We start from the raw sequence: 15,073 nt of genomic DNA, 5'->3' as shown, positions 1-15,073 counted from the left end.
ACCAAAACGCTGGCTCACCTCATGCTATCGCATTCGATGAGGGATTTTTTTCATGCTATCGCATTCAAAAAATAAAGAGGAGGAAGATTATGGAGGAGCAGAATGTTATTACAAAGAACAAAGGCGGCAGACCTAAAAAAGCCGTTAAAAAAGACCAGCTCATGGCAATTAAATGCACGCTCTACGAGCGCAAGGTAATTGAGGCCAGAGCCAAAAGTGCCAACCTTTCCGTTTCGGAATACCTGCGGGAAATCGGGCTGACCGGAAAAATTGACAGGCGGGATAAGGCATTACCAAAGGAAGTTTTAAACCTTACAGCTGCGCTCAACCACATGGGTGCCAACCTTAACCAGATCGCTAAAAAGCGGAATGGTACGGATGAATTAAGCCCGTTGGAGCGTGCAGAATTAAAGGTACAGTCAGGCCAGCTAAAAGAGATTGCAGTACAGATTAAAAGCTATTTACAATGATAGGGCATGTATCAATAGGGGCGTCTTTTTATCACTGTATCAGCTACTGTCTGGAAGATAAAAAGGAACTGTCCGAGCAGCAGAAACAGGAGCTTTCCATGCAGGATCATTTGCAGCACAGGGAACGTGCGGAAGTACTGGAATACAATAAGTGCTTTGGCAACAAGCATGAACTGACCCAGCAGTTTAAGGACGTTCAGAAATTAAGCAGGCGGGTCGAGAAACCTGTACTGCATTTATCCCTGCGGCTGGCTCCGGGCGAAACGCTGACCAAAGAGCAGCTTATGGAAATTGGCAGGGCTTGCGCCGCAGCGTTTGGCGTGGCAGAGAACCAGTATATCTGCGTGCTGCACAAGGACACCAAAGAGCAGCATATCCATATTGCAGCTAACCGTGTAGGGTTTGACGGTAAGGTTGCCAGCGACAGCAACAGTTATAAACGCATGGCCAGCCTTTGCCGGAGCTTGGAGAAGCAATACAACTTGCAAGAGGTATTAAGTCCCCGTGCGTTTCTTTCACCAAAGGACAGGCTATTGCCCCGCCACGACCAGCGCAAGAAACGGTTAAAGGAGGATATCCGGCAGACCTTAGAGAAAGTAAGCCTCTATTCCGCCTTTGAAAAGCAGATGCAGGCATTGGGCTATAAGGTTATCAAAGGCAGGGGTATTTCCTTTATCGACGATAAAAAAGTAAAGATTAAGGGCAGCGCGGTTGGTTTTTCGTTGTCAAAGATTGATAGGATTTTAAGTATCAAGCAGCAACTGGAAATAAACAAGGCCAAGCAGCAAAGACAGGCAGACGGTAATAAACCATCCATGACTTACTTAAAAGCATCGGTGCAGGAGCATAAACAGGAAGTACAAGAATCCTTTGGAATGATTGAAAAACAGCTTTCCAGCATCTTATACGAATTACTAAAACCTGAATACGGGGTGGATTATATCAATCCTGAACTTATCAAAGAGGCTAAGAAAAAAGGTAAAAGGCCAACAATACAAGTAAACAGATAATATTAAAACGCATTATTATGGACACTACAGGAAAAAATGAACAGATCGAAAAAGAAACATTGGGATTGGTGCTGGAAGAATTTACCCAGGAACAGAAAACCACCAATCAAACCATTAACAATCTCGTAGCTGCCGTTAATTCTATCGGTAGCAAGGTTGATAATTTTACGCAAGAACTGGATAATCCTAAATCCGTTTCGGTAACAACCGATACCAAGCCCATTCAACAGATTGTGCAAAAGGGCTTTGCTGATGTAAAGCTAATGATCGGCACACAACCGAAAAGTATTGTCAGGAAATTCCAGATACTCCTATTTCCTGAGCAGGATGCCAAGCTGTTTTACAAAGTGGTTTTCAGCCGTTGGTTTTTGTGGCTGACTATTATGCTCTTTCTCACCAATCTTTATAAGTGGGGTATCCATTACAGTGACAACCAGAAGGAGATCAAGCTGGAACAGATTGAAAACGACCGCATAAGGAAGTCGTGGAACTATATATATAATAATAATGGCAAAGAAGTAAAAAGGCTGATGGAGAAGGCTTATGTCGATTCAGAAAGTTCTGAAGGAGAATAATTGCAGAGAATTGCAAATACAGTGTATTCGCAATTAAAATTACGTTCCGTAGCTATTTAGTCAGCTTTATCCTGACTAAATAGCTACGTTTACAAAAAAAATAGCTCTATTTGTATATCAGTAAGATTATTTTTCATATCATTGTAGTCAGGTTTAACCTGACCATTCAACTATGAGAAATAAGTATATCTCTACGCAATCTAATGAACTTCTGTCATATTTTAATGAACAGGACAGGTTTTGCTTTGGTTATGCAGAGGCTTTTAAAGCTTTACCTGAATCAGGCGAAAGCGCAGTAAAGGAATTACTCAGTGATATGACCAAAAGGGGGCTTTTAATGCGCTTAAAAGAGGGAGTTTATTATATTATACCCTACGAACAGGATGCTGAAACATTTATGCCCGACTGGCACCTAATACCGGAATTTATTGTAAAAGATGCCCAATATTATATTGGCTACTATTCTGCGTTGCAAATTCATAATTTGATTACACAGCCATCACTAAAGGAGCAAATTGTAGTTTCCAAACAGCTTAGGCCTTCAGTAATTAAGATTAAAAACGTTCCCTTTCAGTTTATATACCATAATCCAGATCACTTCTTTGGTATGAAAAAGATTTGGATTGACAACTTTCATAAAGTGCAATGCTCAGATCTTGAAAAGACAGTAATCGACTGCCTTTTTAAGCCTGATTATGCAGGAGGCATCGTTGAAATTGCAAGAGCAATCGGTATTTCTGCAAATCAAATTAAATTTGACAAGCTGCTGGAATACGCTAAAAGGTTTAATTCACAGGCGGTTATTAAGCGGCTTGGCTTTCTCTTGGAGCTGTTAGAAATTAATAATCCGATTATAGAAAAATTATTAAAAGAAAAGACGGCCTCTTATGTTTTATTAGATACTGAACTACCTAAGTCAGGAAAAATGATAAGCAGGTGGGGCATTCAGCAAAATCTGGAAACAGAAACTATTAAATCAGCTATTTACACATGATTAAGCCCGGAGGAATACAGCAAAAAGCAAGAGAAGTCGGTGTTCGTGACCAGCAGATAGAGAAAGACTATATTCTTTCCTGGATATTAAAAGGTGTGTCTCAACATGACCAGCTTTCAAACATCATGGCATTCAAAGGTGGCACTGTATTAAAGAAAATCTATTTTCCCGACTACAGGTTTTCAGAAGACCTTGATTTCACATTGTTGAACAACGAAATTACCAATGAGCAAATATTTGCATGGTTTAAAGAAGCATTTGAATATATCCGGGACGAAGCAAATATTCCCCTTGACATAATCGATAATAATGAGCATGAAGATGGTGGAATAAACTTCTATATCAGTTATGTAGGGCCATTGGGTGGACAAGGCAATAATAAACGGGTAAAAGTAGATATTTCAAGAAGCGAAAAACTTGAATTTAAACCTGTCTTAAACGCTGCTTTTATTGATTATACTGATTTAGAAGAATATGATCTGCTATGTTATCCACTCGAAGAAGTATTGATCGAAAAGCTACGCTCTGTAATGCAGCGTATGGCAGCAAGGGATTTCTACGATATCTGGTATTTATTGGTCGAGCATGGAATGGAAGCTGATTTTTACTTAGATGAGTTCAAGAAGAAATGCGCAAGCAAAGGATTAAACGCCGCTGATTTTCCTAAGAAATTAGTGGAACGTCTGCCGCAATATAAAGGCCGTTGGAAAAGCTCCATGAGTGAACAGATAAAAGACTTACCTGAATTTGACAAAGTAGAAAGAGAGGCTCTGAGACAACTAAAACAAATTAAGCTGTGACGATATCATGAACAAAAAGACTTTATCGGAAAGAGATATTTGTACCAAGTTTATCACCCCTGCACTTGAAAAAGCAGGTTGGGACAAACACGTTCAGCTATTAGAGGAAGTGTCTTTCACTGATGGTAAAATCTTTGTTCGGGGTAAATTGACAGCAAGAGGAAAAGGGAAAAGAGCTGACTATATTCTTTATTACAAGCCGAATATTCCCATTGCCATTATTGAAGCGAAAGACAACAGTCATTCCATAAGATCAGGTATTCAGCAGGCGTTAGACTACGCTAAAATATTAGATATTCCTTGCGTATTCAGCAGTAATGGAGATGGGTTTTTATTTCACGATCGTACGGCAACGGACGGAAATATTGAAACTGACATTGGTTTAGACGAGTTTCCAACTCCCGAACACCTTTGGAAGAAATACAAAAAGTATAAAGGCATTGAAACACCTCAAGCAGAGAAAATTGTTTCACAAGACTATTACTTTGATGGTAGTAACCGCAAACCAAGATACTATCAACAAATTGCTGTAAACAGAACAGTTGAAGCCATTGCCAATGGGCAGAACAGGATTTTGCTGGTTATGGCAACAGGAACAGGAAAAACTTATACCGCTTTTCAAATCATCCATCGACTTTGGAAAAGCGGAGCAAAAAAACGCATTCTTTTTTTAGCAGACCGAAATGCCTTAATCGACCAAACACGCAGAGGAGACTTCAAACATTTCAAGGATAAAATGACTGTCGTAAAACATAGGCAGATCGATAAGAGTTTTGAAATTTACTTGGCACTTTATCAAGGACTTTCAGGAACAGATGAAGCGGCCAATGTTTACAAACAATTTTCAAGGGATTTCTTCGACCTGATTGTAATTGACGAATGCCATAGAGGAAGTGCAAAGGACGACAGCAGTTGGAGGGAGATTTTAACCTATTTTCAAAAGGCTACACATATAGGTTTGACCGCAACACCAAAGGAAACTAGCGAAGCGAGTAATTCAGAATATTTTGGCGATCCTGTTTATACCTATTCTTTGAGACAAGGGATTGATGACGGTTTCTTGGCCCCCTATCGTGTGGTGCGTATTGCATTGAATGTAGATACAGAAGGTTGGCGGCCAGAGCAAGGAAAAACCGACAAAGATGGAAACGAAATTGAAGACCGAATTTATAACCGGAGGGACTTTGATAAAAATTTAGTAATTGAAGAAAGAACAAATACCGTTGCAAAAAAACTAAGTGAGTTTTTGAAGGGTTACGACCGTTTTGCAAAAACCATTGTGTTTTGTGTGGACATTGACCACGCTGAACGTATGCGAACCGCATTATCAAGACATAACGCGGACTTGGTTGTCGAGAATTACAAATATGTAATGCAGATTACAGGTGACAATGACGAGGGGAAACGAGAGTTGGACAACTTCATCAATCCCGAAGAAAAATATCCTGTTATTGCAACTACTTCCGAGTTGATGACCACGGGTGTAGATGCTCAAACTTGTAAAGTGATTGTGTTGGATTCCAATATCAATTCAATGACCAAGTTCAAACAGATCATCGGTAGAGGTACAAGAATTAATGAGGAATATGGGAAACTGTATTTTACCATTTTAGATTTCAGAAATGCAACAGACCTTTTTGCTGACCCTCAATTTGATGGTGACCCAATAAGAATCAAACCTGTTACAGAGGCAACTGACTTAGGAGATATTATTGACGAAGAGGAAGAAAACGCAGAACCAATCATCGATATCGAAACAGGGGAAGAAATCGAAGTTACTCCACCAGAAATTCGTTATCCTGAACAAGAATTTCCGCCATCAACTGTAAATGAACCAAGGCGAAAGGTCTATGTAAATGGTGTTGATGTTTCGGTTTTGATTAGTCGGGAATTACATTTTGACCAACATGGAAAACCCATCACAACAAGTCTTAAAGACCACACCAAGGAAATCATCAAAGAGCAGTTTTCCTCCTTAGATGATTTTCTAAACAAGTGGAAAGGTTCAGATCGAAAAGAAGCAATCATTGCGGAATTGGTAGAACAAGGTGTAATGGTGGAAGCATTGTATGAAGCCGTTGACAAGCAAGTAGATTTATTTGATTTAATCTGCCACGTTGCGTATGACCAGCCACCAATGACAAGAAAGGAAAGAGCAAACGGAGTGAAAAAACGTAACTACTTTACCAAATATGGCGACCAAGCTCGAAAAGTATTAGAAGCGTTACTCGACAAATATGCTGATCAAGGCATCGAAAACATTGAGAATATTCAAATCTTAACTGTTCCACCCATAAATGAGTTTGGTTCGGTAACTGAAATCATCAAAGCGTTTGGTAGTCGTGAAGAGTACGAAAGAGCCATCAAAGAATTAGAAAACGAACTATATAATATAGCATAATTTATGAACGAAAGAGTAAGAACATATTTAGTTGAAATTGCTCGTAGTGGTAAAACAATTACATACCAGGAATTATCAGACCAATGTAAACTTGGTTTAGTAATGAGAGAATCTGAATATGCTAGAGCTGAAATCGGCAGAATATTAGGTGAGATTTCTGTTTACGAACATGAGAATGGCAGACCACTCATCAGTTCATTGGTAATTAGTAAAGGAGACAATTATCAAGGAGATGGTTTTTACAAATTAAGCGAGGAATTAGGATTTGGAAATTGGAAGAAATTAAAGGCTGACATATCTTTTGAAATTGGTCAAATGAATGCCTGTTATGATTTCTGGAAAGACAATACCAATTATTCAAAATATAAATTGAAATGAGCAACATAGGAGGAATAATAAAATCAATCAGAGATATTTTCCGAAAAGATCCGGGCTTGAGCGGTGATGCACAACGCATAGAACAGTTGGGCTGGATGATATTTCTAAAACTTTTTGATGATAAAGACAAGGAGAAGGAAATACTTGAACCTAATTACAAATCACCTATTCCTGCGGAATTGCAATGGCGAAATTGGGCGGAAAATGATGAAGGCATTACAGGAGATGAACTGATTGCTTTTGTGAACAACAAGTTATTTTCCCAACTGAAAAATCTAACTATTGGCTTAGATGATAAATTAGGGGTCATTATCCGCAATATTTTTGACGGAACTAACAACTACATGAAAAGCGGAACAACGTTTCGTCAGGCCATTAACAAACTCAATGAAATTGATTTTAATAGTAGTAAAGAGCATCATATTTTTAATGCCATTTACGAAGACATATTACAAGGACTTGCTACAAAAAAAGACACGGGCGAGTTTTATACCCCACGAGCAGTAACCCAGTTTATCGTGGATATGGTAAACCCTAAACTGGGCGAAAAGATTAGCGACCCAGCTTGTGGAACAGCAGGATTTTTGGTTTGTGCTATTGAACATTTGCGAAAACAAGTAAAAAATATTGGTGACCAAAAAACTTTACAGGAAACTGTAACAGGTACAGAGCTAAAGCCTTTACCATTTATGCTGAGTGTGGTAAACCTGATTACCCACGATATTGAAGTACCGCAAATTGTAAATACGGATGCACTCAGCAGGGAATATACTTCGATAAAACAAGCTGATCGTGTAGATATAATTGTGGCAAATCCACCCTTTGGTGGTGTGGTAGGTGATGGAATGGAAACCAATTTTCCTTTGAATTACCGTACAAAAGAAAGTGCCGACCTCTTTTTAATTCTGTTTATCCAAATGCTGAAAGATGGCGGACGAGCGGGAATTGTATTGCCCGATGGCAGTTTAACAGGCGATGGCGTAAAACAAAGGGTAAGACAGAAATTATTGGAAGACTGTAATGTTCATACCATTGTTCGATTACCCCAATCAGTGTTTGCCCCTTATGCCACCGTAAACACCAACCTGATTTTCTTTGAAAAGGGTAAGCCTACCAAAGAGATTTGGTATTACGAGCATACTTTGCCTGATGGCTATAAAGCATATAGCAAGACAAAACCCATACAGATTTCCGAATTTGATGAAACTAAGAAGTGGTGGAACAAAAGAACAGAACACGAATTTGCTTACAAGGTTTCAATTGACGCCATAATTGAAAGAGGTTACGATCTGGATGTAAAAAACCCTAACAAGATTGTTGAAGAAATAAGTTATGAGCGCCATGAAATAATTGAAACGATTAAGAAAAATCAAAACCGAATTACAGAACTGATAACCGAATTGGACAATGAGCCGCTTGAATTTTGACTATGTTCCTCTTACGTTTATCAATGACCAAGAGGAAATAAAAAAGCAAATACGAAACACTTTAATTCTCATTCACTTGTTTGAGAAATATAACAATCCTGTTCGATTAGAAAAGTTAATCGAAGGCACACAATACGGTTACAATGCCTCTGCTTTACAATCAGGTAAGAATAATTTTTTGCGAATAAGCGATATTCATGAAAGCAAGGTAAATTGGGAAACAGTTCCTTATTGTAATTGCGATGATGAAGAAACTTATCTGCTTAAAAAAGATGATATTTTAATTGCACGTACAGGCGGAACAACAGGAAAGAGTTTTAAAATAGATAATCCACCTGCGCATTCCATTTATGCGGGCTACTTGATAAGGATTAGAGCAAAGCAGAAAGTAAACCCTGATTACATCTATTTGTTTTTACACAGCTTCGCCTATTGGAGCCAAATTGTAAACCTTAACGAGAGAAACTTCAGACCAAAAGCAAATGCTGAAAATCTAAAATCATTGATTTTACCCGATTGCCCAACTGAAATTCAAAATGATGCTGTTAAAATTTCAAACGGTGAATTGGTAAAGGGTTATGAAGACCTTTATTCTGCAATAAAAAAGGCATTGATAGAATATGATAAAACACAGGAAGTTCAAAAATTGCTTTGCGACCAGCTCACCCAACTCGAAAACCTTAACCAAGCGATTTTACAAGAAGCGGTGCGGGGAAAATTGGTAAAACAAGACAAAGAAGACGAACTTGCAAGCGAATTGCTCAAACGCATCAAAGCAGAGAAAGCCAAATCAGGCAAGAAAGAAAAATTATTGCCACCTATTAAACCCGAAGAAATTCTGTTTGACATTCCTGAAAATTGGGTGTGGTGCAGATTAGGGGAAATTGCAGATTCTACTTCTGGCGGAACTCCAGACAGAAGTAATACTACTTATTGGAAGGGAAATATAAGTTGGCTTAAATCAGGAGAATTAACTGATAGCTTTATATTGAATGAGTCAGAGGAGAAAATAACAGAGGAAGGCTTTAAAAACTCTTCAACAAAACTATTTCCTAAAGGCACATTGTTGATAGCATTATACGGTGCAACAGCAGGTAAACTTGGTATTTTGAATTTTGAAAGTACAACGAACCAGGCAGTTTGTGGTATTTTTGAAAATATATTTTATGAAACCAAATACCTATTCTATTATTTGTGGGCATTCAGAAATAAAATAATCGAAGATTCTTGGGGACAAGCACAACCGAACATTAGCCAAACCTATTTAAAAAATTTCGCATTAGCATTACCCCCACTATCCCAACAAAAACGTATAGTGGCAGAAATTGAAAAGCAATTAGCCAAAACAAAACAATTAAAAGAACACATCATTGCCAACCAACAAGCCACCGAGCAATTGCTCAAAGCATTACTGCATCAGGCGTTTGAGGTTGAAAATAAAAATGCAGATAAAAAACCAGTAGAACAAACTAAAGGGAAAGTAATTGAACTAAAGCCAACTAACGTAGATTATTACCGCAGAACAGTTCTTGCAGCAGAAATAGTATGGCAATTACATAAAGAGCCAACGTTAGGCCATTTGAAATTACAAAAGCTAATCTATCTCTGTCAAAAATCAGCGGATATGCAATTGCCAACTAATTTTCTTCGTCAGGCAATGGGGCCTTATGATAACAGATTAATGCGTTCCATTGATAAGCAATTAAAGGAGAAGAAATGGTTTGAATATCAAAAAGACCAGGTTTTAAAATATCAGCCATTAGAAAAAGCAGGGCAACACCACAATGATTTCCTGAAATACTTTTCAGCAGAAAGCGATAGCATCCAGTTTATCATCGATAAGTTTAAAACTATAAAATCTGATATTGTGGAGATTGTGGCAACGCTTTACGCATGTATGGATAATATGCTGCAAGAAAACGTGATTTTTTCGGAAGCATTGCTTATTCAGCGGTTTTATGGCTGGTCGGAGGAAAAGAAGAAATTTAGTGAAGATCAGATAAAAAGGGTATTTTCTCGAATGAAAGAAACAGGCATCATCCCCAGAGGTTTCAATATATAAAATGGAAAAGGATAGCAATTTCATCTTAACAGGAAAAGCCGTCGAAAGATATTTCGACCTGAATGACGCATTGATGGAGTTCCATAATCTTTTTACTTATGAAAGTAAAGACGATAGAGCCATTGCCATATTGGGAGGTACTTTTTTGGAAATGATATTAGAACATATCCTTTACGCCTTTTTCCCCGAAGACGATAAAGAAGTGGGAGAAATGATGCAATTTAATCAGCCTTTAGGGAACTTTAGCAACAAAATCAAAATGTGCTATTGTTTAGGGTTGATTGATAAAATTATTAAAGACGATCTGAACTTGATAAGAAAAATACGCAACGAGTTTGCCCACGATTTATACGCCTCGTTTGAAAGTGATAGAATCAAAAGCTGGTGTTTACAGCTTAAGTGGCATAAAATAATTGTTACACCGTACCCACCATCAGATGCTACGCCAAAAGATTATTTCCAAGTTGGAGTTAATAGTCTCATAACGCATTTGAACGGGTGCGTGTCTATTGCAAGAAACGATAAACGCATCATAAAGGATAACTTTTAAATCAAATGGTATGGCTAACTTCTGGAAACAACATGGCATTCCGCACAAAGGTTGGACTTTGGTAGATGTTATTGATGTTAGGGAAGACGGTCATTCAGAATGGGAAACAGATTACGAAACTTGTATGATGTGTGGAAATGAGAAGATCCGCTATGTTCACATATTAGAACATCCAGAAGTTGATGAAGAATTTAGAGTTGGCTGCACTTGTGCGGAAAAAATGACCAATGATTATATAAATCCGGAAAGACGTGAAAGAGAATTACGGAACAGAGCAAGCAGAAGGGTAAGTTGGACAAAAAAGGATTGGAAAATAAGTAAAAGTGGCAACTTCTTTCTTACGGTGGATGGGCAGCATTTGCTTATATACAAGGATAAAAAAACCAATAAATACAAAGTGAAAATCGGAGAAACATTTGGCAAGAAAACATTTGACACTTTAGCAGAAGCAAAGATCGCAGCATTTAACGGCATGGAATATCTAAAAGATAAAGGAGATTGGTAAATCAACCTAAACAAAAGTTATGCTTAAAGTTATTGAAATAGAGCACATAAAAGGAATCCAACGAAAAAGGTTTGCTTTGGATATTTTGCCTAATAAGCCGAGTTTATTAGTGGCACCAAATGGTTTTGGCAAAAGTTCATTTGCAGCAGCTTTCAATTCAATGAATAACAGGAGAATAAATCTGAATGAAGATGATCTTCATGCAGAAGATGAAGCATTGCAGCCTAGGATCTATATTGAATATGAAAGGCCAGATTTAAGCACTGCAACACTTGAAGCCACAGCAACAACAAACACCATCAGTTCCGAACTTGATTACTTTGTTATAAACAATCTAACTAAACCTAAAGGAATAGGCAGTCAATTTGGTCGAGCAAGTGCTACTTTAGAAATTAAAGATGTTGTTCTGGTTGACCGTATTTCTACTAATATTCCGTTCGGGAACCAATATAGAGTCGCTCAACAACGATTCGGACAAAACGCAAGAGTTTTGCCAAATCCCAATGCAGCTTTGAGTAATTTGAAACTTGTTGAAAAACTAAGTCAGAATTATCAAGCACTGGAAAGAGCAAACGGCCAGAGAATTCAAGCCAGAATTGATGCAATAATCAATGAAATTAATCAAGAAGATGGTACAGCCGAAATTTTGACAAATTGGATAATGGCCAACAAATTAAACGACCTAAAGCAAATTGATTACCTAAATACAATTGGCAATCTTATTCACGAATTTGATGTTGGCTATAATTCAGAAACAAAAGACTACTTGGTAGCAATTCAGTTAATTTGGCTATACAATATCAATCCGAATAATTTTAAATCAGCTTGCAATTTCAGCAATTACCAATTGGACAAACAGCGTTTTGAACATACGCTATCCACATTTAATTGCACTTGGAAAGGAATTCGTGCCAGTCAAACAGGTGGGCAATTGGTCGTTAAATTTCCCAAAGCCATTCACATTTCCAACGGTCAAAGAGATATCCTGACCTTTGTATCAATGTTATTCAGAGCAAGACAACATTTAAAGAAAGATGCTAATATTCTGGTTATTGATGAGGTGTTTGATTATCTTGATGACGCCAACCTTACTGCAGCACAATACTACATAACAAGATTCATTAAAGATTTTAAAGATGAAGGCAAAAGACTTTATCCGCTTATACTGACACATTTAAATCCGAATTACTTTAAAAACTTTGCGTTCAGCGATCAGAAAGTTTACTATCTCGAAAAATCAAACATTCAGGTAAATCAAAGCGTTGTAAGGCTGCTTAGAAATAGAGAGCATATAACAATTAAAGACGCTGTGTCAAAACATTTACTTCACTTTGAACCAACCCATATTAATAAACGTGCTGAATTCATTGCTCTTGGTTTACGTGAGCTTTGGGGCGAATCAGACAACTTTTATCAATTTTTAAATAGTGAGGTTGACAGCTACTTGAATGGTCGAGCATTTTGTCCATTTGCAGTTTGTGGCGGTGTAAGAGTCAAGATTGAAGAAATTGCTTATAATAAACTGCAAAATCAAGCGGCACAAACTGAATTTTTAACAACAAAAAAGACAAGATCTAAATTAGAAAAGGCAGAAGAAATGGGAGTGGTTTCACCTGAATCACATTATCTGCTTGGGATAATTTATAACGAAGGGATGCACTGGAAAGACGGTTTTGATAATGTGTCGCCGATTGCATCCAAACTGGAAAATTTGACTATTAAGAAGTTGATTAAGGATGTCTTTACCACTTAGCCTAAGATATCTATTTATTTATCATTTTTTAGGTTCGCTAAACATTTTTTAACCTGTTCCTTTATTTCACCAGCATCATTTTTAGGATAATATTTTTGCAGGTACTCTGTAAATGAAGTTTGCGTATCGCCAGTTTCCCATTCCATAACCGTAAGGCTGAGCATAGGCCATTTTTTTGTCTGCTGCATAAATCCATATAACGGTAAATACGGTGGCGCATAATACAGTGAATTTTCGACCAGTTCCTCATAAAGGGGTTTTGTAAACGCCCGTTTCATATCCCGTACCACATCATACGCAATGCGGTACCTGCTGCCTTCCCGGATAGCTACAGCAAAGGCAGGCATACCCTTATCCTGAAAGAAAGTGTACATATAGTCAGTAAAGCCTTCCTCTGTAACATCGCACAGATCCCTGCTGTAAAAGGCGTATTCCTGTTTGAACATGTCTAACGAAAAATCGTCAGGATGCTTGTTGATGATAAAATCAATGACTTCGTTTTCTTTGGCTGTTATTTCCCCAATAGAGGGGCCACGGCTCAATCCGGCAGCAGACAAGAAATACCTGGACTTTGAAAAAAGCTCAAAATAGTAGCTTTTGAAAAAGATAGTCTTGCGCTCAAAGGTCACCTGAACGTATAAAGGATAAGTTTGCTGGCCATGCAGGTACACCTGCTTTAGCCGGTCGTTAAGGTAGGTTTTGTAACTAACTTTATACACTTTGCTCATTTGCCCTTACTTACTGGTTTTTAGCTTTCTTATGCCACTACATATATTTTGCCTATGGTCAAACTGCATCAAATTTAATGAAATGCGATAGTGTATTTATATATTATCTCAATCTCCTGACAAAGATAATAAAAAAAGTTTTGGTAAAACATAAACTATCAAAACAATTTGCTATCTTAGCTTTCTGAAAGGTGTCCTTCTGCACGAAGGTTTTGTGTGAATGATTTAATGAAGAGGTGCAAATGGAAAAATTAAAACCAGAGCAGGCAGTAGAACTGCTGCGCAAAAAGGGAATTGAGGTATCTTTAGAACAGGCTGTAGTTATTCTTGAGTTCCTGCATTTATTGGCGAATATCCTGATCGCACAATATCTGAGAAAGCATTAGGGTTATATCCCACGGGTAAGTGATTATTGAATTTAATTTAAGGTGAGTATGAAAGTAGCTGATTTGTACATACGGGTAAGTACAGACGAACAGGCCGATAAGGGCTACTCGCAGCGCAGTCAGGAAGAATTGCTGCGCAAGTATTGCGACATTAACAACATCGCCATCCGTAGGGTGATGTTTGAAGACCATTCGGCAAAGACCTTTGCCCGTCCTGAATGGAAAGCATATTTGTTGGAGCTTAAAAAGCACAAAGGAAAAGCCGATCTGGTCTTGTTCCTTAAATGGGACAGGTTTAGCCGTAATGCCGGGGATGCCTATCAAATGATAAATACCCTGCGTAAATTAGGCGTGGAGCCGCAGGCAATCGAACAACCATTGGACTTATCTATTCCTGAAAACAAGATGATGCTGGCATTCTATTTAGCTGCTCCCGAAGTAGAAAATGACAGGCGGGCATTAAATGTAATTCATGGAATGAGGCGGGCAAGAAAAGAAGGCCGTTATATGGGTTTAGCCCCTATCGGCTATATCAACAAGACGGATGAAGCAGGAAGAAAGTACATTGCCATTAATGAACCGCAGGCAGGCATTTTACGCTGGTCATTTGAAGAAATAGCCAAAGGGGTATATAATACCGAGCAGGTCTTTAAAATGGCAAGGGAGAAGGGATTTACAGGCACTAAGAGCCTTTTCTGGTTTGCCATCCGTAATCCGGTTTATTGCGGGAAGATATTTATCCCTAAATACAAGGATGATGAAAGCCGCTTTGTCAAAGGCTTGCATGAGCCGTTGATACAGGAAGATTTATTTTATCAGGTGCAGGACGTGCTGGATGGCAGAAAGCGGAACCAATACAGGCTAAAAGTAGTCTCTAACTCAACCCTGCCATTAAGGGGCTTTCTGATTTGCCCTACATGTGGCAAAATATTGACCGGGAGCGCATCAAAAGGCCATACCAAGTACTATTCCTATTACCATTGCTTTGCAGGCTGTAAATTCAGGCACAGGGCTGATGCGATTAACCAGCAGTT

General features: G+C 38.3%; 14 protein-coding genes and 1 pseudogene. 14 read left to right on the top strand and 1 reads right to left on the bottom strand.

Features of this window, described 5'->3' with window-relative positions; all coding sequences use genetic code 11:
- The first annotated feature begins 89 nt into the window (after positions 1-89).
- The 12 genes from GS399_RS03970 (at position 90) to GS399_RS03920 (ending at position 12,925) form a co-directional block, all read left to right on the top strand.
- Positions 90-470, top strand: coding sequence for a plasmid mobilization protein (locus GS399_RS03970; protein ID WP_160843303.1), 381 nt, complete (start codon positions 90-92; stop codon positions 468-470).
- Positions 467-1,480, top strand: a complete 1,014-nt coding sequence (locus GS399_RS03965; RefSeq protein ID WP_160843302.1) for a relaxase/mobilization nuclease domain-containing protein — start codon at positions 467-469, stop codon at positions 1,478-1,480. Before GS399_RS03970 ends, GS399_RS03965 begins: the two co-directional genes overlap by 4 nt.
- Positions 1,481-1,497: 17 nt before the next feature.
- A complete protein-coding gene (locus GS399_RS03960; protein ID WP_160843301.1) occupies positions 1,498-2,055 on the top strand; it encodes a hypothetical protein in 558 nt (185 codons plus the stop codon).
- Between the two features lie 172 nt (positions 2,056-2,227).
- Positions 2,228-3,049, top strand: coding sequence for a type IV toxin-antitoxin system AbiEi family antitoxin domain-containing protein (locus GS399_RS03955; RefSeq protein ID WP_160843300.1), 822 nt, complete (start codon positions 2,228-2,230; stop codon positions 3,047-3,049).
- Entirely contained in the window at positions 3,046-3,849 is an 804-nt protein-coding gene (locus GS399_RS03950) for a nucleotidyl transferase AbiEii/AbiGii toxin family protein (RefSeq protein ID WP_160843299.1), read from the top strand. The genes GS399_RS03955 and GS399_RS03950 overlap by 4 nt, the downstream gene beginning before the upstream one ends.
- A 7-nt stretch (positions 3,850-3,856) precedes the next feature.
- The gene (hsdR, locus tag GS399_RS03945; protein WP_160843298.1) at positions 3,857-6,250 is read left to right on the top strand and encodes an EcoAI/FtnUII family type I restriction enzme subunit R; all 2,394 of its coding nucleotides are present in this window, start codon (positions 3,857-3,859) and stop codon (positions 6,248-6,250) included.
- A 3-nt stretch (positions 6,251-6,253) separates the two neighbouring features.
- A complete protein-coding gene (locus GS399_RS20630; protein ID WP_202409372.1) occupies positions 6,254-6,628 on the top strand; it encodes a hypothetical protein in 375 nt (124 codons plus the stop codon).
- On the top strand, positions 6,625-8,055 hold the full coding sequence (locus GS399_RS03940; RefSeq protein ID WP_160843297.1) for a class I SAM-dependent DNA methyltransferase: 1,431 nt from the start codon (positions 6,625-6,627) through the stop codon (positions 8,053-8,055). Before GS399_RS20630 ends, GS399_RS03940 begins: the two co-directional genes overlap by 4 nt.
- A complete protein-coding gene (locus GS399_RS03935) occupies positions 8,036-10,117 on the top strand; it encodes a restriction endonuclease subunit S (protein ID WP_160843296.1) in 2,082 nt (693 codons plus the stop codon). Before GS399_RS03940 ends, GS399_RS03935 begins: the two co-directional genes overlap by 20 nt.
- 1 nt (position 10,118) lies before the next feature.
- Complete coding sequence (locus GS399_RS03930) at positions 10,119-10,667, top strand: hypothetical protein (RefSeq protein WP_160843295.1); 549 nt, start codon at positions 10,119-10,121, stop codon at positions 10,665-10,667.
- A 10-nt stretch (positions 10,668-10,677) separates the two neighbouring features.
- Positions 10,678-11,172, top strand: a complete 495-nt coding sequence (locus GS399_RS03925) for a hypothetical protein (RefSeq protein WP_160843294.1) — start codon at positions 10,678-10,680, stop codon at positions 11,170-11,172.
- A gap of 19 nt (positions 11,173-11,191) precedes the next feature.
- The gene (locus GS399_RS03920) at positions 11,192-12,925 is read left to right on the top strand and encodes a hypothetical protein (protein ID WP_160843293.1); all 1,734 of its coding nucleotides are present in this window, start codon (positions 11,192-11,194) and stop codon (positions 12,923-12,925) included.
- A gap of 14 nt (positions 12,926-12,939) precedes the next feature.
- Here the strand turns inward: GS399_RS03920 and GS399_RS03915 are convergent, their stop codons facing one another.
- The gene (locus GS399_RS03915; RefSeq protein WP_202409370.1) at positions 12,940-13,653 is read right to left on the bottom strand and encodes a hypothetical protein; all 714 of its coding nucleotides are present in this window, start codon (positions 13,651-13,653) and stop codon (positions 12,940-12,942) included.
- A gap of 242 nt (positions 13,654-13,895) precedes the next feature.
- Here GS399_RS03915 and GS399_RS20625 point away from each other — a divergent pair, with 242 nt between their 5' ends.
- Positions 13,896-14,039: a hypothetical protein gene (locus GS399_RS20625; RefSeq protein WP_170205941.1), complete on the top strand. Its 144-nt coding sequence runs from the start codon at positions 13,896-13,898 to the stop codon at positions 14,037-14,039.
- A gap of 48 nt (positions 14,040-14,087) precedes the next feature.
- Positions 14,088-14,822, top strand: a pseudogene (locus GS399_RS20775) (recombinase family protein); the annotation flags it as partial.
- Positions 14,823-15,073 lie beyond the last annotated feature (251 nt).

Origin of the sequence: Hufsiella arboris, assembly GCF_009834875.1 — a bacterium.
Taxonomy (GTDB): domain Bacteria; phylum Bacteroidota; class Bacteroidia; order Sphingobacteriales; family Sphingobacteriaceae; genus Hufsiella_A; species Hufsiella_A arboris.
Note: the sequence above shows the minus strand (reverse complement) of the source record. Positions and strands in the feature narration are given on the sequence as shown.

Bases quoted from the DNA above. Each gene is read 5' to 3' on its own strand.
- GS399_RS03930 (WP_160843295.1), top strand. From the start codon at position 10,119: ATGGAAAAGGATAGCAATTTCATCTTAACAGGAAAAGCCGTCGAAAGA.
- hsdR (WP_160843298.1), top strand. From the start codon at position 3,857: ATGAACAAAAAGACTTTATCGGAAAGAGATATTTGTACCAAGTTTATC.
- GS399_RS03925 (WP_160843294.1), top strand. From the start codon at position 10,678: ATGGCTAACTTCTGGAAACAACATGGCATTCCGCACAAAGGTTGGACT.
- GS399_RS03920 (WP_160843293.1), top strand. From the start codon at position 11,192: ATGCTTAAAGTTATTGAAATAGAGCACATAAAAGGAATCCAACGAAAA.
- GS399_RS03965 (WP_160843302.1), top strand. From the start codon at position 467: ATGATAGGGCATGTATCAATAGGGGCGTCTTTTTATCACTGTATCAGC.
- GS399_RS03955 (WP_160843300.1), top strand. From the start codon at position 2,228: ATGAGAAATAAGTATATCTCTACGCAATCTAATGAACTTCTGTCATAT.
- GS399_RS03960 (WP_160843301.1), top strand. From the start codon at position 1,498: ATGGACACTACAGGAAAAAATGAACAGATCGAAAAAGAAACATTGGGA.
- GS399_RS03970 (WP_160843303.1), top strand. From the start codon at position 90: ATGGAGGAGCAGAATGTTATTACAAAGAACAAAGGCGGCAGACCTAAA.
- GS399_RS03940 (WP_160843297.1), top strand. From the start codon at position 6,625: ATGAGCAACATAGGAGGAATAATAAAATCAATCAGAGATATTTTCCGA.
- GS399_RS20630 (WP_202409372.1), top strand. From the start codon at position 6,254: ATGAACGAAAGAGTAAGAACATATTTAGTTGAAATTGCTCGTAGTGGT.
- GS399_RS03915 (WP_202409370.1), bottom strand. From the start codon at position 13,653: ATGAGCAAAGTGTATAAAGTTAGTTACAAAACCTACCTTAACGACCGG.
- GS399_RS03935 (WP_160843296.1), top strand. From the start codon at position 8,036: ATGAGCCGCTTGAATTTTGACTATGTTCCTCTTACGTTTATCAATGAC.
- GS399_RS20625 (WP_170205941.1), top strand. From the start codon at position 13,896: ATGGAAAAATTAAAACCAGAGCAGGCAGTAGAACTGCTGCGCAAAAAG.
- GS399_RS03950 (WP_160843299.1), top strand. From the start codon at position 3,046: ATGATTAAGCCCGGAGGAATACAGCAAAAAGCAAGAGAAGTCGGTGTT.